This window comes from Bacillus sp. V2I10, assembly GCF_030817055.1.
Taxonomy (GTDB): domain Bacteria; phylum Bacillota; class Bacilli; order Bacillales; family Bacillaceae; genus Bacillus_P.
This window is the reverse complement of record NZ_JAUSYV010000001.1, coordinates 4,116,446-4,141,901: the sequence shown is the minus strand read 5'-3', so window position 1 is coordinate 4,141,901 and position 25,456 is coordinate 4,116,446. Positions and strand designations below refer to the sequence as shown.

The window sequence follows — 25,456 nt, the reverse complement described above, 5'->3', positions numbered from 1 at the left end:
AACTATGGAAACCATTGTAATAGCAAGTGCCGTGCGAACACCAATCGGCCGGTACGGAGGAGCGTTAAAAGATGTTGAGGCCAGTTTTTTGGCTTCCTATGCGATAAAGGAGTCACTTAATAGAGCCGGAGTTCCTGCAGAACAGGTCGATGAAGTCATTTTAGGGGAAGTCAGACAAACAACCCTTGCCTCTAATGTTGCGAGAGTTGCAGCTCTGCGGGCTGGTATTCCAGAAACAGCTCCTGCATTTTCAATTAATCGGCTCTGCGCTTCAGGCATGCAGGCTATTGCCTCTGCTGTGCAGCAAATCCAGTCAGGCCAGGCGGAAATAGTAGTAGCCGGCGGCACGGAGAACATGAGCCAGGCACCGATTTATCTTCGAGGCTCCCGTTTTGGCGGAGATGCCGCTCATTTAGTTGATTCGAATAAAGAGAACGGGCAGCAGCCAAAGGAAACGTTCGGGGAGCACCTCGGCATGGGCATTACAGCTGAAAATGTGGCCGAGAAATATCAGATTTCCAGAGAAGATCAGGATGCCTTTGCCCTTGAAAGTCAAAAGAGAGCGGAGAAGGCAAATCAAAATCAGCTTTTTCAGGATGAAATTGTGCCGATTGATGTTCCTCATAAGAAAGGGTCTACTTTATTTAGTACAGATGAACATCCGCGCCCTGAAACAACCTATGAAAAGTTATCACAATTAAAACCAGCATTCAGAAAGTCAGGGACAGTGACTGCTGGAAATGCATGCGGACGGAATGACGGGGCAGCCGCTTTAGTTCTGATGACAGAAAGCAAAGCAAAGGAACTCAATATAAAGCCGATTGCGAGAGTAGTAGACTGGGCGGCTGCAGGTGTTTCCCCTGAAATTATGGGCATTGGTCCGGTACCAGCTGTGCGGAAGCTTTTAGAAAGAACCAATAAAAGCATCGGCGATATTGATGTATTTGAACTGAATGAAGCATTTGCTTCTCAAGCCCTTGCTGTAATCAGAGAGTTAGAGCTTGATAGGGAAAAAGTCAACGTAAATGGCGGGGCCATTGCACTAGGCCATCCACTGGGCGCGACAGGTGCAAGAATTGTGACGACGCTGGTTCACGAGATGAAACGGAGTGATCGCAGGCTTGGTGTGGCGACGCTCTGTGTGGGGGGCGGCCAGGGAATGGCCATGATGATTGAACTCATATAAGGAGCAAAAAGGAGCGGGGCAGATGCTGGACATTATGCATTCATCTTTTTTTGACCATTTGTCCCTTAGGAGGGAGCAGAATCAAGGAGAAGAGATTATCATTTCCGCTGTGATTGAAAAAGAGCATCTTGCAGATTCCGAAACGATTGGAAGCGGGATTTTTTACACGATGCTTGATATTGCCATGGGAACAGCTGCTTCTAAAGCGGGAGGTGCTCCTTCTGCAACAATTGCCTTAACCACAACCATTTTTGATTCATCCGTCAAGTCGTCATTATTATGCAGGGCTAAGGTGACGCACTGTTTTGAGGGCATGGCATCTGCTGAAGGCTGGGTCTTCGACGAACACAAGTCCCTGATTGCGAAAAGCCAGGCAGACTTTAAACTGCTGAAAAAAAGGAGCTGAAGAAAAATGAACGCTTTTGCAAATATTGAGATCAGAAAATCAAATGGACTTGCTTATCTTGTCATCAATCGACCTGAGCTTCGAAATGCCTTAAACAAAGAAACGTTAATTGAAATGATGGAAGCTTTAGAAATCCTTGCATCAGATGATGAGACCGGATGTGTGGTGTTTACCGGAAGCGGCGAAAGATCATTTGCTGCAGGGGCTGATATCGGCCAGCTGAAGTCAAGAACAGCACTTGATGTCTTTAACCGCGGAGGCATGCAGCAGGTTTATGATTACATAGAAGCCTACGATAAACCAACAATCGCCATGGTGAATGGGTTTGCACTTGGCGGAGGCTGCGAGCTTGCGATGGCATGTGATATCCGGATTGCTTCAGAAAATGCCAAGTTCGGACTGCCTGAGCTGAATTTATCCATCATACCAAGTGCCGGCGGAACACAGCGGCTAGCAAGACTTGTTGGAAAAGGTGTTGCAATGGATATGATTCTAAGAGGGAAAATCATTGATGCGAAGGAAGCGTACCGAATAGGGCTCGTGTCGGAGATTGCAAGCATCGAAGAGCTGCAGGAAAAAACCGAGGAAGCAGCAGGACAAATTCTTTCAAAAGGTCCTCTTGCGGTAAAACTTGCGAAGCTTGCTGTACATGCAGGATTTGATGCAGATCAAAAAACAGGACTAGTGATTGAAAAGCTTGCGCAGGCTGTTCTTTTTTCAACTGATGATAAAAATGAGGGAACGTCTGCCTTCTTAGAAAAAAGAAAGCCTCAATTCACTGCCAAATAAGAAAGGATGAACGCACGTGGCCATTCTCGTTCAGGATATTCGGGAAAGCTTTGAAAGCAGCCCTTTTTTCAACCATATGGGAATTGAAATCATTCATTTTGAAGAGCATTCCGTAAAAATTAAGCTCACAATCAAAGAACATGTACTGAATGCAAATGGAACGCTGCACGGCGGTGTTCATGCGACAATGCTGGATTTTATCCAGGGCATGCTGCTTAGATCCATTACGAAAACTAGTTGTGCAACATTAAACCTAAACACGCAATACTTGGCAGCCATTTCAGAAGGTGACATTTTCGCAGAAGCAAACGTTTTGCAGCTTGGTTATAAGCTTGCTTTTTTGGAAGGTGAAATCAGAGATTCCTCTGGAAAAATAGTGGCCAAGGGAACAGGGACGTTTAAAGTTATCAGAGAAGCAGAAGGTATTTAGATGGGCGAAGCTTATGCACGTGAAATTCGGCAGGGAGTCTAAATAACTGTTTTCCGGCAGGCGGAACAAATCTGGCCGAATGGAAAGTATGCAGATCGGGATATTTGTCCGTGTACCTGCCGGGTGTAACGAGATCTCGGATGAATGGTCATTAAAACCCTTTATAAATAAAGGGTTTTTCGTGCTTGCTATTAAAATTATTGTTTTTTAAAACTCCTGAAAAATTCATTCTTTTACTCTATCTATTGACTTGGAAGATAGGTTTTCCTGCACATTTCAATCTACTAAAATGTGTATTTATTAGGACTTTTTATCCATGGTAAATGAAGTAAATGTATTCGGGATTGTGTATTTTTATGTAAATGTTATTGTAAAGTAATGATATTTAATTTATAATTTTAAGAAAATTGGAAATATAAACAGGGGGAATCTGGGTGAAGATATATGTCTCAGTTGATATGGAAGGAATCACTGGACTCGCAGATGAGACACATGTGAATTCATCTAAGCACAATTACGAACGGGGCCGTCAAATCATGACGGATGAAGCCAATTATGTCATCCAATCTGCCTTTGACCATGGTGCAAAAGAGGTCATTGTCAATGACAGTCATTCAAAAATGAACAATTTGCTGATCGAAAGACTGCATCCGGAAACACAGCTGATTACGGGAGATGTAAAACCATACAGCATGGTGCAGGGACTTGATGACAGTTTTTACGGTGCGATGTTTGTCGGGTATCATGCACGCGCTTCAAAAAAAGGCGTGATGTCACATACGATGATTTTTGGGGTCAGGGAGATCTACATAAATGATACGGCTGTTGGAGAATTAGGCTTTAATGCTTATGTTGCCGGCTATCACGGGGTACCGGTATTGATGGTTGCCGGAGATGATCAGGCGGCAATGGAAGCGGAAGCGCTCATACCGAATATCACGACAGCTGTCGTAAAGGAGACCATTTCAAGGTCTGTCGTTAAATCACTGACACCTGTCAAAGCAGGAGAGCTGCTCAAAGAAAAGACAGCCCTCGCCATTAAAAACAGAGAAAACGTTAAACCGCTCACTCCTCCGGACAATCCGCTATTAGCAATCGAGTTTGCCAATTACGGACAGGCTGAATGGGCTGCGCTTATGCCGGGAACAAAGCTTGTTGAAAACACCACGATTGTCCGCTACCAGGCACGCGACATTCTCGAGGCTTACCGGGCAATGCTCGTGATGACGGAGCTTGCGATGAGAACGACATTCTGTTAGGAAGTGAGAATTTATGAATACATATCTTTTTAAACGTCTGCTTTCCATGATCCTTACACTTTGGCTGATCATTACGCTCACGTTCGTTCTGATGCATACGATTCCCGGTTCGCCTTTTAATCAGGAACGCGGGACAAGCGAAGCGGTTCAGCGAAATCTTGAAGCTTATTACCATTTAGATGAACCGCTGCCCGTACAATATGCGATGTACATGAAATCACTTGTCACATTTGATTTTGGACCTTCTATCAAAAAGTCTTCTCAAACAGTCAATGAACTGCTCGGCCGCGGCTTTCCGGTTTCCTTTGAGCTTGGAATCGTCACGCTTATTGTAGCTGTCTTTTCGGGAATTGCGCTGGGCATTATTGCAGCGCTCCGCCACAACGGATTCATCGATTATTTAGCCATGACAATCGCCGTTCTCGGGATATCCGTTCCAAACTTTATTATGGCGACCCTATTAATTCAAAATCTGGCTGTTAATTTAAAAATACTGCCTGCTGCAACCTGGTCGAGCCCGATGCACATGATTTTGCCGACACTTGCGCTTGCAACAGGACCGATGGCGATCATTGCGCGTCTGACAAGGTCAAGCATGCTTGAAGTGCTTACTCAGGATTACATTCGGACAGCCCGGGCAAAAGGACTTTCACCAGTCAAAATCGTGTTCAAGCATGCGCTTAGAAACGCACTGCTGCCAGTTGTAACAGTTCTTGGTACGCTTGCGGCCAGTATTTTAACAGGAACATTTGTAATTGAGAAAATTTTCGCGATACCCGGCATGGGAAAATACTTTATAGAAAGCATTGGAACCCGCGACTATCCGGTCATTATGGGTACGACCGTTTTTTACAGTACAATTTTGATCGTGATGCTGTTCCTTGTAGATGTGGCATATGGAATTTTAGATCCGAGAATTCAATTAAATAAAAGGGAGGGAAGATAATGGAGCTTAGAAAACAGCATGATCCTCATCTTTCCCGGGATATCCCTGATGAGTGGTTTGTTCCAAAAAGCAGGGACAAGCAGGATGCAGAAGCCGTCGTCAGACCAAGTCTTTCCTACTGGCATGATGCCTGGAGAAGACTGCGTAAAAATAAGCTTGCCATGACAGGCTTGCTCTTCTTGATTTTTATTGCCTTCATGGCCATTTTCGGGCCGATCATTTCACCGCATTCCGTCAGAACACAAATTCTGACTGATCAAAATCTGCCTCCGTCCGCTAAATACTGGTTCGGTACAGATGAACTAGGCCGCGATGTTTTTACAAGAACTTGGTACGGGGCGAGAATTTCGCTTTTCGTGGCAGCGATTGCCGCATTAATTGATTTTGCGATTGGGGTTCTTTACGGCGGAATTGCCGGCTATAAAGGAGGAAAAATCGACCATTACATGATGCGTGTCGTTGAAGTTCTGTATGGCCTTCCTTATTTGCTTGTCGTTATTTTGCTCATGGTCGTGATGGGGCCTGGTTTGTTTACCATTATCGTTGCGCTGACTGTCACAGGCTGGATCGGCATGGCGAGGATCGTAAGGGGACAGGTTCTTCAAATCAAAAACTATGAATATGTTCATGCTTCTAAATCATTCGGTACGAAAACTAGCAGGATCATCAGGAAAAACCTCCTGCCCAATACAATGGGGCCGATTATTGTTCAAATAACACTTACTGTTCCTTCTGCTATTTTTGCAGAAGCGTTTCTGAGTTTTCTCGGTCTTGGGATTCAGGCTCCGTTTGCAAGCTGGGGTGTGATGGCAAGTGATGCTCTTTCAACAATCTTAACAGGACACTGGTGGCGCCTCTTTTTTCCTGCCCTCTGTATCTCTCTGACGATGTTTGCATTTAACGTGCTTGGAGACGGACTGCAGGATGCGCTTGATCCGAAGCTAAGGAGGTAACATCATGGAAAAAGTACTAGAAGTAAACGAACTCCATGTTTCTTTTCAAACATACGGGGGAAGTGTAAAAGCGGTCCGTGGTGTAAGCTTTGATTTGCGAAAAGGCGAAACACTCGCAATAGTAGGAGAATCGGGCTGCGGAAAAAGTGTGACTTCTCAAAGCATTATGCGCTTAATTCCTGAACCGCCGGGAACAATTGATTCAGGCTCTATCCTTTTTAAAGGAAAAGACGTAACCAAAATGAAGGAAAAAGAGCTGAGAAAGCTTCGCGGCGCTGAAATATCAATGATCTTTCAGGATCCGATGACAGCGCTGAATCCGACGCTGACCATAGGTGATCAAATCATGGAAGGCATTATCCAGCACGAAAGCATGCCGAAAGAAAAGGCAAAACAAAAAGCACTTGAGATGATGAATCTTGTTGGCATCCCAAGCCCTGAAGCCCGGTTAAAGCAGTATCCGCATCAATTCAGCGGAGGCATGCGGCAGCGGATTGTGATTGCGATGGCTCTTGTCTGCGAGCCTGAAGTGTTAATCGCAGATGAACCGACCACCGCTCTTGATGTGACGATTCAGGCTCAAATTCTCGATTTATTCCGCGACATTCAGAAGAAAACAGGCGTTTCCATTATTCTGATTACCCATGATTTGGGTGTTGTCGCACAAGTAGCTGATCGAGTAGCGGTTATGTATGCCGGTAAAATCGTGGAAGCAGGATCAAGAAGAGAAATTTTTTATCAGCCGCAGCATCCGTACACAAAGGGACTGCTTCGCTCCATCCCTCGTCTTGACATTGAAGGAGAAGAGCTGATTCCGATTGCAGGTTCACCTCCGGATTTATTTTCGCCTCCTGAAGGGTGCCCGTTTGCGCCAAGGTGTGAGCATGCAATGGAAGTTTGTGATCGTGTGTATCCTTTTACGTCTGCATTGAGCAAAGAGCACCAAGTGGACTGCTGGCTGCAGGACAGCCGCGCATTAGCTGCAGCATCAATGAAATAAACCTATAGATCAAGAATAAGAGGGGGAGAACAATGAAAAAGTGGATGGCTATGTTCCTGACTGCATTGTTAGTATTCGTACTTGCAGCATGTACAGCAAATGAGAGTGCAGGAAAAGATACAGAAAAAGAAGAAAAAGAAAAAGAGAAAATTTTGCACCTGAATAATGGAGCTGAACCAACATCATTTGACCCTGTCATTGGATTTGACGCTGTTTCATGGAATGCGCTGAACAACTTAATGGAAGGTCTTACCCGTTTAGGAAAAGATCATGAGCCTGAAGCAGCAGCGGCTGAGAAATGGGACGTTTCTGAAGATGGCAAAACGTACACGTTTCACATTCGCGAAAATGCAAAATGGTCAAACGGCGATGATTTAACAGCTGAGGATTTCGTGTTTGCATGGAAACGCCTTTTAAATCCTGAAACAGGATCAGGAGCAGCATTTTTAGGCTACTTCATTGAGGGCGGAGAAGCTTACAACAGCGGAACTGGCTCTGCAGATGATGTAAAAGTGAAAGCTGTTGACAAAAAGACATTTGAGGTTACGCTAATCAGTCCTCAAGCATATTTCTTAAGTGTCATTGCGAACCCGGCATTTTTCCCGGTAAATGAAAAAGTAGCTGCGGAAACACCAGACTGGTTTGCAGAAGCTGACACGTTTGTTGGCAACGGACCTTTCTCACTCGAGTCATGGGAGCATGACAAGGAATTTGTAATGAAGAAAAACGATCAGTACTGGGATGCAAAAAACGTGAAGCTTGATGGCGTTCATTGGGCGATCGTAGAAGATACTAATACAGAATACCAGCTCTACCAAACAGGTGAATTGGATACATCAGACGTGCCTGCTGACTTGGCAGAATCTCTTTTTGAAGAAGGAAAAGCAAATGTTGAAGAACAGGCAGGAGATTACTTCTACCGCATGAACGTTACTCTTGAACCGTTCCAGAACGTAAACATCCGCAAAGCATTTGCAATGGCAGTTGATCAAAAGCAAATCGTTGATTTCGTAACGAAAAACCAGGAAACAGCTGCATACGGCTTCGTTTCTCCTGGCTTTAAAGATCCATCAGGCAAAGACTTCCGCGAAGCAAGCGGCGATCTTGTAAAAACAGATGCAGCTGAAGCAAAAGCATTGCTTGAAAAAGGCATGAAAGAAGAAGGCTATGACAAGCTTCCTGAAGTCACATTAACTTACAGCACAGATGATACGCATAAGAAAATTGCAGAAGCGCTTCAGCAAATGTTTAAGGAAAACTTAGGCGTGGATGTTAAACTTGCGAACCTTGAAGCGAACGTATTTGCAGAAGATCAAAAAGCATTGAAATTCCAGCTTTCAAGAAGTTCATTCTTAGCTGACTATGCCGATCCTGTAAACTTCCTTGAGAACTTTCAAACAGGACATTCTATGAACCGCACAGGCTGGACAAATGCTGAGTACGATCAATTAATCAAAGACTCTAAAAATGAATCTGACGAAGCAAAACGCTTTGACATGCTGTACAAGGCAGAAAAGATTTTATTTGAAGAAGCACCGATCATTCCGATCCATTTCTACAACCAGGTTTACTTGCAAAATGAAGATGTATCAGGCATCGTCCGTCACCCTGTCGGATATTTGGAATTAAAATGGGCAGATAAGAAGTAAGCCAGGCAAAAGGGGTGTTCAGCTGATTGAACATCCCTTTTCTATATAAAGGAGACTAGTAGCATGATAAAATCCCAGGCTTTAAAAAAAGGCGATACAATCGGCATTATTTCCCCGGCAAGTCCTCCGAATAAAGAGAACCTTAAGCGCTCCCTTTCTTTTTTAGAAGAAACAGGCTTGAAATTTAAGCTCGGCAAACATATTGAACGGGAATACGGATATCTTGCAGGAACAGATGAAGAAAGAGCAGAAGATATTCATACGATGTTTCAGGATCAAGAGGTTAAAGCCATCATCTGCGCGTGCGGCGGCTTTGGAACAGCCCGAATGGCCTCTCTATTAGACTATGACCTTATTCAAAAGAACCCGAAGATTTTCTGGGGCTACAGCGATATTACTTTTTTACATACAGCCATCAGACAGAAGACCGGTCTCGTTACGTTTCACGGACCTATGCTCAGCTCTGATTTTGGAGAGGAAGCAGGTGTTCTTCCGTTAACCAAACAGTATTTTCATCAGCTTTTTGAGAACAGCCCTCTGACTTATAATGAATCTCTTTCACCCCTTGAAATCATGCTGGAAGGAAAAGCAAGCGGTAAGCTTGTTGGCGGGAATCTATCATTAATCACAAGCTCGGTCGGTACCGCTTTTGAGATTGATTCGAAAGAGAAACTGCTTTTAATTGAAGACATTGATGAAGAGCCTTATGCAGTCGACCGCATGCTGAATCAGCTTTATATGGCAGGCAAGTTAACAGACGCAGCTGGTATTCTCGTCGCTGATTTTCATAACTGCGTTCCTCAAAAACGAAAGAATTCGATTCCGCTTGATGAAGTGCTGGCCCATTACATAAAACTTGCAGGCAAACCGGCTTTAAGAGGGTTTAAAATCGGACACTGCAGTCCTAATATCTCTGTTCCGCTTGGAACACATGCAGAAATGAATACATTCGAAAAGAAAGTTGTAATCGAAAGCGGAATTCTTTAAAAAGGGTGGATTTTTATGAAAATCGAACAAGTGGAAACATTTCGGGTGGCTGTCCCTCTGACAAAGCCTTTTAAAACGGCACTCCGGACAGTTGTGACAGCAGAATCCGTCATCTTAAAAGTGACGTGCGAAAGCGGTATTACCGGCTGGGGAGAAGCGCCGCCGACACTTGTCATTACGGGTGATAGTCTCTCGAGTATAGAAGCCAGTATTCATCAAGTGCTGAAGCCTTTTTTAATCGGCAAAAATCTATTGAACTACGAAGTTATTTTCCAGGGAATACAAATGGTCTTAGCTGGCAATTCAAGTGCAAAAGCCGCAGTGGACATGGCCCTTTATGATTGCCTTGCCAAGCATAGCAGACTGCCGCTTTATCAATATTTAGGCGGTTATAAAGATAAAATGGAAACAGATTTTACCGTCAGTGTAAATGACGTGCGGGAAATGGGAGAAGATGCTGCTTCCTATATTCAAAATGGTTTTAATGTTTTAAAGGTGAAGGTTGGGCTTGGCGACAGTGCTCTGGATATCGACCGGATCAGGGAAGTCAGAAGCCGTGTCGGTCCGGATATTAAAATCCGTCTTGATGCCAACCAAGGATGGAAGCCAAAGGAAGCGGTCACTGTAATAGGCAAAATGGAAGACCTGGGCTTGAACATCGAATTAGTTGAGCAGCCAGTGAAAGCTCATGACATTGAAGGATTAAAGCAAGTAACTGATACCGTGGAAACACCGATTATGGCGGATGAAAGTGTGTTTACTCCGAAGCAGGCCTTTGAAGTTCTGAAAACGAGAAGTGCAGATTTGATTAACATTAAATTAATGAAAGCAGGGGGCATCTATCAAGCTGCCATGATCAATCAGCTTGCTGAAATATGCGGGGTTGAATGCATGGTTGGAAGCATGATCGAAACGCGAATCGGCATTACCGCAGCCGCTCACTTTGCAGCAGCCAAAAAGAACATTACACGTTTTGACTTCGACGCCCCGCTCATGCTTGCAAAAGAAATTGTAGAGGGAGGAGTCCGATATAACGGAAGAAAAATGACATTTTCAGAAGGAAACGGGCTTGGAATTTCAGATGTTCTTGTAAATGACGGGGAGGTTTCAGCAAAATGACAATAAGAAAAGGAAGAGTTGCGGTATCCGTTGCAACCGTATGGACGTCAAAGGATTCCCCGCGTGATTTGGATGAAAAAGCAGTTGTGAATCCGGCTGACATTGAATCATGGCTGAACGGGCTTACATATGAAACGAGTCTTGCTCTATGTAATGAAAATCGGATTCAGACTCAGGCTTTGCTTGGAGAAGAAGTATGGATCATGGACGAACAGGATGGCTATGCACATGTCATTATTCCCTCTCAGTCCTCTTCAAAGGATGAAAGAGGGTACCCGGGGTGGATGCCGCTTTGCCAAATCGAGCTGAATGCAGAATCACTGCATGGTCCTATCGCAGTTGTTCAAAGCAAAAAAACCATGCTTTATTCTGAAGATGAAACACCTCAATTTGTTCTAAGCTTTCAAACCATCTTGACAGTTCTAAAAGAAGGAACAGAGTGGATTGAAGTAGAAACTCCATATGGCAAAGGGAAACTGAAGGCAGCGGATGTTTCCATTTATGATGCTTTTGAAAGTGTTCCGAATGGAAGTGGTCAGGACATTGTGGATGAGGGCGAAAGATTCATCGGTCTTCCTTATCTTTGGGGCGGAATGAGCAGCTTTGGATTTGATTGTTCAGGGTTCAGTTACACCATGTGCAGAGCAAATGGATACATGATTCCAAGAGATGCCCATGATCAGGCTGCTTCAGGGGGGAAAGTAGAGCTTGCCGAGATTGAGCCTGGCGATTTATTGTTTTTTGCGTACGAAGAAGGGAAAGGAAACCTTCATCACGTAGGCATTTATTACGGAGACGGAAAGCTTCTTCATTCGCCAAACACCGGGAAGTCGATTGAGATTCTTGATATGGCCGGAACCATTTATGAAAAGGAATTATGTGCAGCTAGACGCTATTGGCTAAAGACGGAGGGATAACAGTGGAGAACTTGCTGGAAGTACGAAATTTAAAGAAACATTTTCACCTTGGTAAAGGGGCAACGCTAAAAGCAGTAGACGGCATTTCATTCACGGTGAAAAAAGGTGAAACGTACGGCATCGTCGGGGAATCAGGGTGCGGAAAATCAACTGCCGGCAGGACCATACTCGGTTTATACGATCAGACAGAAGGAGAAGTATTATTTAACGGCAAAAACATCCATGAATTAAAAGGAAAAGACAAATTTGCCTACTATCGTCAGATGCAAATGATTTTTCAGGATCCATATGCATCATTAAATCCGCGGTCAACTGTCCTTGAGATCATCTCTGAACCAATGGAAGTTCACGGCATGTATAAAAATAAGCAGGGCCGGACGGAAAAAGTGCATCAGCTCCTTGAAGATGTGGGTTTAAACCGTGATCATGCCAACCGCTATCCGCACGAATTCAGCGGCGGCCAAAGACAGCGGATCGGTATTGCACGCGCACTTGCCCTTGATCCGGAATTCATTATCGCAGATGAGCCGATTTCGGCTCTCGATGTTTCCGTGCAGGCTCAAGTAGTGAATCTAATGAAGCGCCTGCAAAAGGAAAAGGGACTGACTTACCTTTTTATCGCGCATGATCTGTCCATGGTGAAGCAAATCAGCGACCGCATCGGGGTTATGTATTTAGGCCACCTTGTCGAGCAGACCGCAAGCAGAGAGCTTTACAAAAAACCGCTGCACCCTTATACACAGGCACTTTTGACTGCTATTCCGATTCCTGATCCGGATGTAGAGGATAAGCGGGAGCGCATTATCCTGCAGGGCGAGCTGCCGAGCCCAATGAATCCGCCGAGCGGCTGTGTATTCAGAACACGCTGTGCCTATGCGATGGAAGCCTGTGCTTCTAGAAAGCCCGTGTGGCAGGAAGTAGAGGAAAATCATTTCGTTGCCTGTCATTTATATGACCGCAGCATCATGGGCGACCAGGATTTTTCTCAAATCGCAGCGACGAAATGACGGACTTTGAGCAGAGGCTGCAGGAAGTGATTGAATGCTGTCCTGGAAGAATAGGACTCTCACTAGATCTTGATGGAAAAATCTTCGAACGGGACAGTCGCGAAATTTTTTCATCGGCGAGTCTGATTAAACTTCCCATCCTGCTGACAGCTTTTCATCTAAAAGAGCACGGTATTCTTACTTTAGAAGAAAAGGTGAAAATGTGTGATATTGAAAAAACAGGCGGAGCCGGTGTCCTGCAGTCTTTTTCAGATGATGCTGTCTTAACCATTTTGGATTTGCTTTCATTAATGATTGTCGTTTCTGATAATGCGGCGACAAATTACATGATTCATAAAGCCGGAAGAACGGCAATAAGCGCCTGTATAAAGGAACTAAACCTTAAAGGCACTGAGCTGAACCGGGATATGATGGATTTGGAAGCAATCAAAAACGGTTTGAATAACTGGACGACCGCAGATGACATACTGAAGTGCCTGAAAGCAATCGGCGGGGAAGGCTTCCTTTCCACAGCAAGCAGAAAACAGATGGCAGACATCCTTCAAAAGCAGCAATTCACAGACAAGCTTCCCTATCATATGGATAAGGAAAAGGTATACGCAGGCAACAAAACCGGAGAGCTTCCAGGCATTGAGCATGACTGTGCAATCATCCGCTTTGGCGATCGAACGGCCTATATCGCCGTGCTGATTGATCAGCTTTTGAATAAGGAAGCAGGCAGAAGGACAATCAGTGAAATCGGGAAACTAATTTATGAAGAGCTTATAGACATGTAACAAAGATCAAACTGTTTATGGATAAGCAGTTCAAATAACTTAAAAAACAACTTGTAAAACGAGTATGAAATCGCAGAGATTTTTGCTCGTTTTTTTATTGTCTGCATGATTATCGGTTTAAGCGAAGGCGTCTTTTTTCATTTGGGCCAAAAAGATGAAGGAGGTATTTAGTCAATGATAAAGAATCTTTTAAAGGAAACCGTTTTCAAACTCTAGGGGAAAAGTGCGATATTAATTAATGTGAATAATGAATATTCAACATTTGGGGCAATTACTTAAATAGGAATAATTAAAATAATAGAGGAAGTTCAAAAGAGAAACTTAAATAGTAAGATGATCTTATCTAAATGCTATATAATTGATAGTCAAATGGAAAGTATGACATTATAAAATAATTGAAAATAAGCTAATTATTACTGAGAATTTTAGCAGGGAGAGATAAGATGCTATATATATGGGATATTGAGAAAATAATTAAAACGACACTACATGAGCACAGTTTAGATATTAAGTATGAATTTGATAATAATCTGCCAGCACCAATGAGTTTTAACGTATCGACAAATACGATTAAATTTAATTATCTTCAAATAAACGGGTATAGAGGGAAGGTAAGAATTAAAGAGTCGGATGAAAATTTTGTGAAAATCATTCTTTATCATGAGATTGGCTATTATTTAAGTTTTAAGAAAAACAAACATGATTTAAGAACCCTGATCTATGGTGACGATGAAGAAAAAGAAAAACTTATGTCTGAAATAGAAACCAACGCTTGGGAATATGGGAGAACATTGGTAACTGAACACCTATTAGAGTCATATGACAAAGTGCGTGAATTAGATAAAATGCTAATAAAGAGATAATAATTGAAAAGAATCTAAACAGTAATTAAAGCAGAATGGGGGATACTAACCAAACAAATTCAGGAGAGGTGTTTTATTTGAAACAATTTGTTTTGGCAATATCCTTAATTTCTATTTTTGCTATGAATCCTGCTCAAACAAATGCAATCAGTATGCCTTGCAGTATGGTATTAGAGCCAGTAGATAAAAATCTGAAAAATGCAAAAGGAACAGCTTTGATCTATAAAGTTCAACTAAATCCGCCTAGTTTTGCTCGCACGAATGTGAGTATACTTGCAGTTCACCTCCCAGAACCGTCTTCCTATGGGAATTACGATGGGTATGAAGGTTTTGCCTTTATACCAGGTGAAATAAGTTGGCGTTTTAGGCTGTACCCTACTCCTGAAGAAGATCGTCCAACCTGGGCAGGAAGATTTGATTTAATAACAGCAAGGATGAAAAACGCAGAAGTTCAGGTTAGACTCTCTAACTCTAAAACCGAAAAATTGGGACCAAGTGTATTAACGAAGCCTATTACATTCTGTAAATGATTTATTAACAAATCGGGGGAATACACTAACCCTAGATAAGAATCCATTTTGAACAATCTTTTTTTTAAAATGGATTCTTCTTATTTACCGTAAAATATGAGTTTGTGAGGTATTTTTCTTCGGGAAACAGGAAAATGACCACTCAACTTTTCTTTAAGTGGTCATCACTACATGAAATCATTCTTTATTTAGTTCCATATAATTCACGATCATTTAAAGGTTGAACAGGACGATGGTTGTCAGGGAGGATTTGCTGGAATGCCTGAATTTGTTCTTTCGACATTTCAATCGGCTGCTCAAATATGATCCATTTCACTTCTTCTGTACAAGGAGGAGTTGTTAACGATCCATTATAACGAAAAGACATTTGTTCTTGAGGGAGTATACCCTGTAAATCGACCGGTTCTTTTACGGAAATATCTTCTCCTGTTTCTTCCTTCGGTAATACATCCCAAATAGATGCAAGTTTTTCATTTTTTTTACCCTCTTGTATCATCACTCCAAGGACGGTAATCTTTCCATTCGCGTCTTTATGTACAAGGTGTAGCTCCATATCATAATTTTGGCCATTAAATTGATGTTCACTCGGAGTATGGAAATGAAATTGAGCGAGATTGTACTTATTTCCTTCAACTAAAATACTGTTGCTTTCTGTTGTGGCATTAGCCTGCACGGTATGACCGTTGTTTACAAGTGTAAAAGGTGTAGGCTCATATTGAATCTGAATGTTTTCCATTTTTTTATCGGTTTTTACCTGTGAAAATTCAATAGTAATTGGAGATTGTTCACTTCCGTTGACACATGTTGAGTTCGCTTGGTCCAATTCTCCCCAGTGTTCAGGTCCTGTTTCCCCTTCATAGATAGGCTCCCTTCTACTCGACTTCTTCGATAAGACAACATTTTTTTATGAAAAAATTGAAATTCCTTTTGACATTTAACAGTAAATGGAATAATATAAAATTACAGTAAGTACTGACAGTCAAAATAAAAAAAAGAGGGTGAACGAATGATCAAAAGTAAAAATCTGAGCAGCAATGATAAACTGCTGTTGGCAGCTATCGATCTAATAGCTGAGAAAGGCTACAATGGAGTGACTACTATGGAAATCGCTACCACAGCTGGTTTAAGCGAAAAGACGTTGTTTCGCCACTTTGGTAGCAAGCAAAATCTTCTCGAATCTGCTTTTGACCGTTTTCATTATATCGAAGAGATGAAAAAGCTTTTTAACGAGAAGCTTGTGTGGGATTTACAAGCAGATTTGCTCATGATTAGCAGGACGTACCATGAAATTATGAACCGCAACCGGAAAATGATTCAGATCAGTATTAAGGAAGAAGGCAATATGCCAGGGTTTCGAGAAAGAACACAGAAACAGCCTCAACAATTAATGGAAATCTTAACAGGTTATTTCACGGTTATGTTTGAGAAAGGCAAACTGATACAGACGAACCCGGAAGTTCAGGCGTTGTCGTTCATGATGATGAATTTTGGTGCATTTATGAACGATCTGGAGTCTAATGCTAACTTTCCAACCGTATCACTTGAAGAATTTATAATGGAAAGTGTCCAGATATTTACTAGGGCTTTAACCCCCTAGTATTTTAAAAAACAAAATGTCGGTCAGTACTGACAGAAATTAATGCGATTTGTGTGTTAAGGATAAGGAAAACCTTGTTCTTAAAAAAAGAAAACGAAAGGAGTGTAAGGAATGGAAAAGGAAGTTCAGCAACAAACTGGTGAGAAATTGATGCTCATTTTAATGTTTACGCTCATCATATCAGCGATGAGTGGATTAATGTTTAACATTGTACTCCCTGATATTAGTGAAGAGTTTAATCTTTCTATCTCTCAAGTAAGCTGGTTCTCTTCTGCGTATGCTCTGATTTATGCGATTGGGACAGTGACTTATGGGAAGTTATCAGATAGCTACAAGCTCAAAAATTTGCTGACGTTCGGATTGATACTTTTTGCTATCGGTTCACTGGTCGGTCTAGTTTCCCAAACATTCTGGTTAGCGCTTGTCGGAAGGTGCTTGCAGGCAATGGGGGCTGCTGCTATCCCAGCAACGGCCATGCTTATTCCGGTACGCTACATTACTCCAGAGCGAAGAGGTTCAGCTTTAGGCCTGGCGGCAGTAGGATTGGCGATAGGCAGTGCTCTTGGACCAGTTATTTCTGCATTAATTGTTGGTGTTGCTCATTGGCGCTGGTTATTCTGTATCCCTCTCTTAATTTTAATCACGCTACCTTTTTACCGTAAATATTTGAAAGATGAGAAGCAGGGGATGTTTGGAAAATTTGACTGGTTTGGAGGAGGTTTGTTAGCTGCAGCAGTAGCTTTTTTTCTTCTTGGTGTTACGAATGGAACATGGTGGTTTCTGATTGGGGGGTTACTGGCTCTGGTGTTCTTCATAGCTCGAATTCGTACCGTTGCCGATCCGTTTGTTCAACCTAAACTCTTTGAAAACAAGGAGTATATACTCGTTTTAACGCTTGCTTTTCTAATAAACGGGATTGGTTTTTCTCTCTATTTTCTTAGTCCCCTGCTTCTATCACAGGTTCATCAGCTAACATCTAGTTGGATTGGTTTTGCAATGGTTCCTGCCGCAGTTGCCTCAGCCATTTTGGGGAGAAAGGGCGGCAAATTAGCTGACATGAAGGGGAACTCGCATCTATTCTTTGTTGCATCAGGATCATTATTGACCTGTTTTGTTTTACTTTCAACCTTTACTGGAAGTTCTCCATTTTTCATTGCCATGTTTCTGATTTTCGGTAATGTCGGGCAATCCTTTATGCTCATTTCTATGTCCAATTCAATCTCAAGAACATTACCAAAGGAGCAGGTTGGAGTTGGAATGGGACTCTTTTCAATGATGAATTTTATTGCTGGAGGAATGGCTACAGGGGTTTATAGCTGGGTTGTGGATATTGGTTCTGATGTCCTCTGGAATCCGTTAAATATCAATTCAAAAGGTTTTATTTACAGTAATATCTTCTTCGTACTTGCTGCTTTACATGTGGTCATTCTGTTGTTTTACTATTTCCAGTATGGCAGAGCAAAGAGAAAAAGCATTCAGTTGGAAGGTTGAAGATAGTTTAGATCAATTTTCACTATTACTCAAATTTGGAGGAGATTAAAATGACAACAACTTTATTTATAAAAGCGAACAATCGTCAAGAATCTGTTAGTGGGAAATTATATGATGCTTTTTTAGAGAGCTTTAGAGCCTCATACCCTAATGACACGGTGATTGAACTCGATTTATTTAAAGAACCATTACCTTATTTAGGTGATGTTATGATTAGTGGAAATTTCAAATCCTCTCAGGGAATGGAGCTTACACTAGAGGAAAGGTCTGTACATGATGTTGTGGCTAAGCACCTTGAACAATTTGTAGCTGCTGATAAAGTGGTTATGGCCTTTCCACTTTGGAACTTAACCGTTCCTGCCGTGTTACACTCGTACCTTGATTATTTGCATCACCCACGTAAAACATTTAAATATACAGCTGAAGGCTTAGTTGGTCTATTACCCAATAAGAAAGTGGCATTATTAAACGCAAGAGGCGGGAAATATGCCGAAGGAGATTCCTCTGAAATGGCTGTAAGCTTTGTTAAGAATCATTTGAATGTATTTGGTATAACAGACATTACAACAGTAGTTATTGAGGGACATAATCAATTTCCTGATCAACGTGAAGCTATTATTGCGGAAGGGATATATAAAGCTGTTCAAATAGCCAAGAATTTCTGAATGATTAAGAACGCATTTCATTAAAATGTGAACAGAACCTCAAGTTTAAAAGATAACTTCTAACATTTTAATAAAGCAGAAAAACAAATAGGTTTTTCTTGTTCGACAAAGGGGGTTATTATGGAAGTAACCATCTTAATAATTATAAAGGCCCAGAGCAAATACTCTGAGCTTTTTTTGTATTCCTGAGCTTCTCTTTACTAAATTTGCAAGGGAATTTATATAGCAATTTTCAGGTCGTATACTTTTAAATCCGCTCCTCCCAAACAGGAAAATCCAGATAAAATATAGTACCGTTTTCGTCACTGCTTGCCGTCATTGTACCCTTATGGTTCTCGACAATTTTTTTCGAAACAGAGAGACCGAGTCCTGTTCCGCTGTCTTTTGTAGAGAAGAACGGATCGAATATATGATGCAGAGCGGAAGGGATAATGCCCTTTCCATTATCAGAAAAGCTGATTTGCAGACGATTTTCCAGGCGCGTGCAAGAGATGTGAATTCTCAGCGGATCTGTGTTTTTTGCCTGAAACGAATTTTGAAACAGATTCAGAAAGACCTGAAGCAGTTCATCCTTATTTCCAAGGATATAGATCCCTTCTGCTGAGGGGTCAATTTTGACTTGAAACTCAATGGAGTAAAGAAGCGATTCGCTTTCTAAGATTCTTCCTAAATGATTCAGGAGAAATTCTTTCACTTCAAAATGCTCAGACCGAATTTCGGCAGGTTTTGCGATGCTCAGGAAATCTGAAATGATTTTATTTGCCCGGTCGATTTCAGGAATTAAAATTGTCTGAAATAAGCTTTTCGTTTCAGGATCTGCTGAAGCTTGAAGCACCTGAAGAAAGCCTCTGACCGTAGTTAAGGGATTTCTGATTTCATGGGCAATTCCAGCAGCAATTCTGCCGGCGATCGCCTGTTTTTCGGCTTCTTTTATCGCATTTAAAAAGTAGAAGGTGCCGATTACCCGTTTAATGGATCCGTCGCTATTCCAGAGGATTTTCGTATTCAGGATTCCATAATTTTTATCAAGCACTTCACGGTCAATGAATTCAATCCCGGTGCGGGCGGTTTCAAGTGTCAGAAGCTGATCGTCTGGAATGCATACAAGCTCCCTTAAATGCTTGCCGATAATCTCGTCCCGGTTGACCCCGTGATCCTTTGCTGCTTGAAGATTGCATAAAGTAACAATGCCCGCTTCATCAATGAAAACAACATGATGGGCAACTAAATCGAAGATGTCGGATAAAAAAGCTTCTGTGTGATGAAATGAATCATTTGCTGATGATGATAGGTAGAGGCGCTGATTTGTGTAAGCTGTCAGCTGTGTGCTGGTCATTTTCTGAATGGATGGAGGCATGTCTGCCTTCTCTTTGCAAACCGCAAGCTCGAGTTCCGGATTTACATAAGTAAATGCAGACGGCCATTGTGTGATGAGTTCTTTTAAAAGCTGATTTTCTTTTCGTAATGTTTCTAGTTCAATTTCATTTTTCATTCTTTCCAGCCTCATATGAGAAAAATATAGTTTAACTTTTAAAACTATATAACAATTTAACATGTTTGACAATTACTAACAGTCATGATTAAAAAAATAGGCGTAAGATAATGTCACAAAAAAGTTTAATATTTATGCCATTTAGGGAATAATCTCATAAAAGCAATCTTTATGGGGGAATTTATTTTGACGACCATTCGAAAACCAGATCAGACGCTAGCCTGTTTTAGCGAATATGATTCATTAAAGCGGGTGCTGGTATGTCAGCCAAACTATATGCGGATCACCGAAGTTATTAATGAAACACAGAGGCATTATGCCGATGAAAATATTGATGTAGACCTCGCAATCAGCCAGCATCAGCAGTTTGTCCGGACATTAGAGAAAAATGGGGCAGAAGTAATTATGCTCACACCTTATGAAAAATACCCTGAGCAAGTGTTCACCCGTGACATTGGCTTCACTTTAGGCAAAACCGTTTACGTTTCGGAAATGGGCCAGGACATCAGACAGGGAGAGGAAGAAGTGCTGCGGAGCTGGCTTGACGTACATGGCTATCCGCTGCAATGTCTGAGAGAACACCGGATTGAAGGCGGAGACGTGATCATCGACAGAACGGCTATTTTCGTTGGGGTGAGTGACAGAACGTGCATGTATGCGATCGAAAAACTGCAGTCGCTTGTTCCAGCCTTTGAGGTTATACCTGTTCCTATCAATGAAAAATACCTTCATCTAGACTGTGTATTTAATGTCCTGTCTGAATCGGAAGCCCTGGTCTTTCCTGATGCGTTTGAAGAGAAAGAGCTGAAAATGCTTAGGTTGCGCTATAATTTAATTGAAGTAACGGGAGCTGAACAGTTTACAATGGGCACAAACGTCCTTTCGATAGGCGATAAAAAAATCATCAGTCTTCCTGTTAATAAAAATGTTAACAAACAGCTCAGAGACAGAGGGTATGAGGTTATTGAAGTGGATATCACTGAAATCATTAAATCTGGCGGCTCTTTCAGATGCTGTACATTACCTCTTTTAAGAACAGTATAAAGGGTATAAGAGCCTGCTGCCAAAATGAGCAGCCGGCTTTTCTTGTAATCAATAAATCTAGCTTTCGGAGAGTTAGGAGCCTTTATCCGCGAGTTGGAACGGAAACTCCATTCTTATTCGCGGCCTTTTCAAATTAATTCGGGTCCTTTCTAAAATAATTCGCGGCTATTTTTACATTACGCATAAATGTTGTAGAAAAAAGTGCATCAAAGCGGTGAATGGAGCAGAAAAGTGCTTCTGCGCAGAAAAAAGTGCATCAAACTGTCAAAATTCACTAGTCTGATAGGAAAGCTTGCACACCATTCGAGTTCGATTTTGGCGGTAATAGGAACTTCAATTTTTGATTCTGGACATTTAAGTCAATGATCTGTATACTCAACTTAAACGATTAAGTGAAAATGGTGAAAGAAATGAAAAAAGCAACAATGAAAGATATTGCGTCTCAAGCGAATGTTTCTGTTGCGACTGTGAGCTACGTTTTAAATAATGCAGAAAATCAATCGATTCCAGCAGAGACAAAGGAACGTGTGCTCCAGATTGCAAAGAAATTAAATTATGTGCCTAACCTAGCTGCAAGATCACTTGTTAAGCAGAAGACGGGGTTAATCGGAATTCTTTTAAACCGCTCTGCACATGAAGGGGTATGGAGACGCGCTTATCACGCCGAGTTTATTTTTGAGCTTGAGCAGCTGCTGACAAAACAGGGGTATCACGTTGTGCTTTCAAGTATTGATGTGGAGAAGCCCAATCTTGAGATTATCGCAGAACGTAAGCTGGATGGCGTTTTCTTGATTGATGCCCGGGAAGATTTCTTCTACAGCATCTCAAAAACTGTTCCAACAGGAGTGCCGCTCGTACTCGTTGACAGTGTAATTGATGATGAATTGTTTTACAAGGTCATGTATGATTACAAGAGAGCTTTTTCAGCTGCAAAAAAACAGCTAAAAGGAAAATCAGCCATTTTAATTATGGAGAAGTTTCACAATGCTGGACTTACTGAGCATATTAAAATCGCATCGGGTCTTGCAGAGGATGACATACATCTTATGGAGGATGAAAGAGTCCTTGCTGAATTTTTAGTAAAGAACACCGATCAATCAGCGATTATTCTAAACGAGTTTTTGGCCTCCACTGTATCGAAATACCGGAACATTGAAGATGATGCCGTGATTTGCACATCCAATTGTCCGGAAATCCTTCCTGCGGGAGCTGAAATGGTTTTATTCAAGGACTCTAAAGCGAATATTGCATTCAAGGTTTTATCCGATCTTATAAAAGACAACAGAGGTCTGCATTTAGAAAAATACACTTATATACCGGCAGAGTAGCTTCTGCTTTTTTCTACCGTTACTTAAACGTTTAAGTCTATAATTGGGGGAACTGAAAATGATGTTAAAAGAAGCGGTTTACCACCGTCCTAAAAATAATTTTGCTTATGCTTATGATAAAGATACGCTGCACATCCGTCTGCAGACAAAGAAAAATGATGCTGAAAAGGTGAATTTGATTTGGGGGGATCCATTCACGTGGGAGCAGGAGAGCCAAGGAGTCTGGAAATGGAAGTCTGAAGAGCATATAAAGATGACTTTGCTTGGAAGGACGGAGCTTTACGATATTTGGACGGTTTCGCTTAAACCTCCGCATAGACGCTTGAAGTATGGGTTTGAAATGATATCGGGAGATCAAACGCTCATTTTTACGGAGCAGGGATTTTTGGATAAAAAGCCGCAAGATCATAACGAGTACTATTTTACCTTCCCTTATATAAATGAAGAAGATATCTTTGCTGCCCCGTCATGGGTCAAGGACACGGTCTGGTATCAGATTTTTCCGGAACGCTTTGCGAATGGAGACAAAGCACTGAACCCCAAAGATGCTTTGCCTTGGGGAAGTACAGAGCCGACAGCAGCGAACAGCTTCGGCGGAGACTTTGAAGGGGTCATTCAAAATATTCATTACCTGGTGAAGCTTGGCATAACGGGTATCTATTTTACCCCTATTTTTAAAGCGTTTTCGAATCACAAGTACGATACAATTGATTATTTAGAAATTGATCCGCAGTTTGGAGACAAAGAAACGTTTAAAAAGTTAATGAAGGTCTGTCATCAAAATGGCATTAAAGTGATGCTTGATGCCGTGTTTAATCATTGCGGCTATGAGTTTCCCCCGTTTCAGGATGTGGTCGTAAACGGAGAAGCGTCAAAATATAAAGATTGGTTCCACATTGATCAGTTTCCGCTGAAAAAAGACGGCAAGGTTCATTACGAAACGTTCGGTTTCTCGGAAAATATGCCAAAGCTCAGAACAGGGAATCCTGAAGTGCGGGAATACTTGCTTGAGGTTGGGCGATACTGGGTGAAGGAATTTGGCATTGACGGCTGGAGACTTGATGTTGCAAATGAGGTTTCCCATGACTTCTGGCGTGAGTTCCGTAAAGAAATCAAAACGATTGATCCTGAGGTTTATATTTTAGGAGAGGTATGGCATGATGCAATGCCTTGGCTGCAGGGTGATCAGTTTGATGCAGTGATGAATTATCCGTACACAAGTGTGGCAATCGACTATTTTGCTCACGGAAAAGTAACAGCATCAGAGTTTATCAACCGAACGGCAGAAGCGCTTCTTATGTATCCTGAGCAAGTGTCGGAGGTTGCATTTAACTTGCTTGGAAGTCATGACACCCCTCGTATCGCTACTGTCTGCGGAGAAAATACAGATAAAGTAAAGCAGCTTTTCGTTTTTCTGCTCTCATCACCGGGCGCACCATGTATTTATTATGGGGACGAAATAGGCATGACGGGCGTGATGGATCCAGGCTGCCGCAAATGCATGATTTGGGATGAGGAAAAACAGGACGGGGAATTATTGAAATTTATTACGCAGATGATTGAGCTTCGCAAAAACAATCCGGCATTCGGCAGCAAGGGGAAAATTCAATTTGTCGAGGCTGGGCGAGAAGATCAGCATATCATGTATACAAAAACGTTTAACGAGGAAAAAATCCTGTTCATTTTAAACGGGGCAGATCATGTAATTAATGTTTCTCTTCCTAAGGATTTGAAGAAGGCATCATGCCTATTAACAGGTCAAGAGATTTCAGGATCAACGGTTAATCTTGATGCCCATGGGCTCAGCATTATCTCATATGAATAAGGTCAATCAGCCGATTTCCCAAAATGGGGAATCGGTTTTGCTATTTTAAGGATGTCTGGAACTGCTATAATATAGAAAAAGCAACTAAAGGGGGAGAATTCTTTTGAATGAAACGATGCAGCTGATCAAAGAGCTCGTGTCAATACCGAGTCCATCAGGAAATACAAATGAAGTGATTACATATGTAGAAAACTATTTAGCTGAATGTCAAATAGAGACGAGACGCAATCGCAAAGGCGGACTGCTTGCAACTATTCCGGGAAGAGACAATTCCCATCACCGCATGCTGACAGCGCATGTTGATACGCTTGGGGCAATCGTAAAAGAAATTAAAGCAAGCGGACGGCTGACAATTGATTTAATCGGAGGTTTCAACTATAACTCAATTGAAGGTGAATATTGCAAAATCGAATCTTCATCGGGCAAGATGTTTACAGGCACAATCCTGATGCACCAGACTTCTGTTCATGTCTATAAAGATGCAGGAAAAGCTGAACGGAATCAGGCCAACATGGAGATCCGCCTTGATGAGGCGGTGAAAAACGCCGATGATGTAAGGGACCTCGGCATTGAAGTCGGAGACTTTGTTTCGTTTGATCCCCGTGTGGAAATAACGGATAATGGCTTTATTAAATCCCGTCATTTAGACGATAAAGCAAGTGTTGCGCTTTTGCTTCAGCTTATAAAGCAAATCAAGGAAGAAAAATTGCTGCTTCCTTATACAACTCATTTTTTAATATCAAATAACGAAGAAATCGGCTACGGCGGAAACTCTAATATCACACCTGAAACAGTCGAATATTTAGCAGTTGACATGGGTGCGATGGGTGACGGACAGTCAACGGATGAGTACACCGTTTCAATTTGTGTGAAAGATGCAAGCGGTCCTTACCATTATAAGCTCCGCAAAAACTTAACGAATCTTGCGAAAGAGTATAACATCGGCTATAAATTAGATATTTATCCTTACTATGGATCTGATGCCTCAGCAGCGATCCGTTCCGGCCATGATATTGTTCATGGATTAATCGGACCGGGAATCGACTCCTCACACGCGTTTGAACGCACTCACAAAGACTCGCTTGAAAATACAGCTAAGCTGCTTTATCACTATGTGAAATCTGCTATGGTGATGTAAAAAAAGGTTCAACTAGCAAGGAGCGGCGAGAAGCAGCTCCTTGTTTAAATCTACCTTAA

25 protein-coding genes are annotated in these 25,456 nt (G+C 42.0%); 23 read left to right on the top strand and 2 right to left on the bottom strand.

Translation table 11 applies throughout. The features are described 5' to 3' along the window. Window positions 1-4: 4 nt before the first annotated feature. The 16 genes from QFZ72_RS20975 to QFZ72_RS20900 all read left to right on the top strand — a co-directional run bounded on the left by QFZ72_RS20975 (window position 5) and on the right by QFZ72_RS20900 (window position 14,817). Window positions 5-1,186 carry a thiolase family protein gene (locus QFZ72_RS20975; RefSeq protein ID WP_307437313.1) on the top strand — a complete coding sequence of 394 codons (1,182 nt, stop codon included), beginning with the start codon at window positions 5-7 and terminating at the stop codon, window positions 1,184-1,186. Window positions 1,187-1,208: 22 nt separating this feature from the next. Next, window positions 1,209-1,592, top strand: coding sequence for a PaaI family thioesterase (locus QFZ72_RS20970; protein ID WP_307437311.1), 384 nt, complete (start codon window positions 1,209-1,211; stop codon window positions 1,590-1,592). 6 nt (window positions 1,593-1,598) lie between these two features. Continuing rightward, window positions 1,599-2,381: an enoyl-CoA hydratase/isomerase family protein gene (locus tag QFZ72_RS20965; protein ID WP_307437308.1), complete on the top strand. Its 783-nt coding sequence runs from the start codon at window positions 1,599-1,601 to the stop codon at window positions 2,379-2,381. A gap of 16 nt (window positions 2,382-2,397) precedes the next feature. Then, window positions 2,398-2,811 carry a PaaI family thioesterase gene (locus tag QFZ72_RS20960; RefSeq protein WP_307437306.1) on the top strand — a complete coding sequence of 138 codons (414 nt, stop codon included), beginning with the start codon at window positions 2,398-2,400 and terminating at the stop codon, window positions 2,809-2,811. Between the two features lie 434 nt (window positions 2,812-3,245). Continuing rightward, window positions 3,246-4,070, top strand: coding sequence for a M55 family metallopeptidase (locus tag QFZ72_RS20955; RefSeq protein ID WP_307437303.1), 825 nt, complete (start codon window positions 3,246-3,248; stop codon window positions 4,068-4,070). A 13-nt stretch (window positions 4,071-4,083) separates the two neighbouring features. Continuing rightward, the gene (locus tag QFZ72_RS20950; RefSeq protein WP_307437299.1) at window positions 4,084-5,016 is read left to right on the top strand and encodes an ABC transporter permease; all 933 of its coding nucleotides are present in this window, start codon (window positions 4,084-4,086) and stop codon (window positions 5,014-5,016) included. Beyond that, the gene (locus tag QFZ72_RS20945) at window positions 5,016-5,969 is read left to right on the top strand and encodes an ABC transporter permease (protein ID WP_307437297.1); all 954 of its coding nucleotides are present in this window, start codon (window positions 5,016-5,018) and stop codon (window positions 5,967-5,969) included. The genes QFZ72_RS20950 and QFZ72_RS20945 overlap by 1 nt, the downstream gene beginning before the upstream one ends. A gap of 4 nt (window positions 5,970-5,973) precedes the next feature. Beyond that, entirely contained in the window at window positions 5,974-6,969 is a 996-nt protein-coding gene (locus tag QFZ72_RS20940; RefSeq protein WP_307437295.1) for an ABC transporter ATP-binding protein, read from the top strand. Between the two features lie 32 nt (window positions 6,970-7,001). Continuing rightward, complete coding sequence (locus QFZ72_RS20935; protein WP_307437292.1) at window positions 7,002-8,618, top strand: peptide ABC transporter substrate-binding protein; 1,617 nt, start codon at window positions 7,002-7,004, stop codon at window positions 8,616-8,618. 63 nt (window positions 8,619-8,681) lie between these two features. Beyond that, window positions 8,682-9,605, top strand: coding sequence for a S66 peptidase family protein (locus QFZ72_RS20930; RefSeq protein ID WP_307437290.1), 924 nt, complete (start codon window positions 8,682-8,684; stop codon window positions 9,603-9,605). A 15-nt stretch (window positions 9,606-9,620) separates the two neighbouring features. After that, window positions 9,621-10,724: a dipeptide epimerase gene (locus QFZ72_RS20925; RefSeq protein ID WP_307437288.1), complete on the top strand. Its 1,104-nt coding sequence runs from the start codon at window positions 9,621-9,623 to the stop codon at window positions 10,722-10,724. Then, the gene (locus tag QFZ72_RS20920) at window positions 10,721-11,641 is read left to right on the top strand and encodes a C40 family peptidase (protein ID WP_307437285.1); all 921 of its coding nucleotides are present in this window, start codon (window positions 10,721-10,723) and stop codon (window positions 11,639-11,641) included. The genes QFZ72_RS20925 and QFZ72_RS20920 overlap by 4 nt, the downstream gene beginning before the upstream one ends. After that, entirely contained in the window at window positions 11,638-12,648 is a 1,011-nt protein-coding gene (locus QFZ72_RS20915; RefSeq protein WP_307439906.1) for an ABC transporter ATP-binding protein, read from the top strand. The genes QFZ72_RS20920 and QFZ72_RS20915 overlap by 4 nt, the downstream gene beginning before the upstream one ends. Then, window positions 12,645-13,424 carry a serine hydrolase gene (locus QFZ72_RS20910; RefSeq protein WP_307437283.1) on the top strand — a complete coding sequence of 260 codons (780 nt, stop codon included), beginning with the start codon at window positions 12,645-12,647 and terminating at the stop codon, window positions 13,422-13,424. Before QFZ72_RS20915 ends, QFZ72_RS20910 begins: the two co-directional genes overlap by 4 nt. A gap of 443 nt (window positions 13,425-13,867) precedes the next feature. After that, entirely contained in the window at window positions 13,868-14,287 is a 420-nt protein-coding gene (locus QFZ72_RS20905; RefSeq protein WP_307437280.1) for a hypothetical protein, read from the top strand. Between the two features lie 77 nt (window positions 14,288-14,364). Then, window positions 14,365-14,817 (top strand): YoqH family protein, encoded by a 453-nt coding sequence (locus QFZ72_RS20900; protein WP_307437277.1) that lies wholly within the window; start codon window positions 14,365-14,367, stop codon window positions 14,815-14,817. 184 nt (window positions 14,818-15,001) lie between these two features. Here the strand turns inward: QFZ72_RS20900 and QFZ72_RS20895 are convergent, their stop codons facing one another. Beyond that, window positions 15,002-15,679 (bottom strand): carbonic anhydrase, encoded by a 678-nt coding sequence (locus tag QFZ72_RS20895; protein ID WP_307439904.1) that lies wholly within the window; start codon window positions 15,677-15,679, stop codon window positions 15,002-15,004. Between the two features lie 144 nt (window positions 15,680-15,823). On the opposite strand from QFZ72_RS20895, the gene QFZ72_RS20890 reads away from it, so the two are divergent. The 3 genes from QFZ72_RS20890 (at window position 15,824) to QFZ72_RS20880 (ending at window position 18,570) form a co-directional block, all read left to right on the top strand. Further along, a complete protein-coding gene (locus QFZ72_RS20890) occupies window positions 15,824-16,414 on the top strand; it encodes a TetR/AcrR family transcriptional regulator (protein ID WP_307437274.1) in 591 nt (196 codons plus the stop codon). Window positions 16,415-16,525: 111 nt separating this feature from the next. Further along, window positions 16,526-17,905: an MFS transporter gene (locus QFZ72_RS20885; protein WP_307437272.1), complete on the top strand. Its 1,380-nt coding sequence runs from the start codon at window positions 16,526-16,528 to the stop codon at window positions 17,903-17,905. Window positions 17,906-17,955: 50 nt separating this feature from the next. Further along, window positions 17,956-18,570, top strand: a complete 615-nt coding sequence (locus tag QFZ72_RS20880) for an FMN-dependent NADH-azoreductase (RefSeq protein ID WP_307437269.1) — start codon at window positions 17,956-17,958, stop codon at window positions 18,568-18,570. A gap of 247 nt (window positions 18,571-18,817) precedes the next feature. On the opposite strand, the gene QFZ72_RS20875 is transcribed toward QFZ72_RS20880, so the two are convergent. Next, a complete protein-coding gene (locus tag QFZ72_RS20875; RefSeq protein ID WP_307437268.1) occupies window positions 18,818-20,062 on the bottom strand; it encodes an ATP-binding protein in 1,245 nt (414 codons plus the stop codon). 171 nt (window positions 20,063-20,233) lie between these two features. Here QFZ72_RS20875 and QFZ72_RS20870 point away from each other — a divergent pair, with 171 nt between their 5' ends. The 4 genes from QFZ72_RS20870 (at window position 20,234) to QFZ72_RS20855 (ending at window position 25,397) form a co-directional block, all read left to right on the top strand. Then, window positions 20,234-21,106, top strand: coding sequence for a dimethylarginine dimethylaminohydrolase family protein (locus QFZ72_RS20870; RefSeq protein ID WP_307437266.1), 873 nt, complete (start codon window positions 20,234-20,236; stop codon window positions 21,104-21,106). Between the two features lie 410 nt (window positions 21,107-21,516). Next, window positions 21,517-22,434, top strand: coding sequence for a LacI family DNA-binding transcriptional regulator (locus QFZ72_RS20865; RefSeq protein ID WP_307437265.1), 918 nt, complete (start codon window positions 21,517-21,519; stop codon window positions 22,432-22,434). A 61-nt stretch (window positions 22,435-22,495) separates the two neighbouring features. Further along, on the top strand, window positions 22,496-24,259 hold the full coding sequence (locus QFZ72_RS20860) for a glycoside hydrolase family 13 protein (protein ID WP_307439902.1): 1,764 nt from the start codon (window positions 22,496-22,498) through the stop codon (window positions 24,257-24,259). 115 nt (window positions 24,260-24,374) lie between these two features. Further along, complete coding sequence (locus QFZ72_RS20855) at window positions 24,375-25,397, top strand: M42 family metallopeptidase (RefSeq protein WP_307439901.1); 1,023 nt, start codon at window positions 24,375-24,377, stop codon at window positions 25,395-25,397. Window positions 25,398-25,456 lie beyond the last annotated feature (59 nt).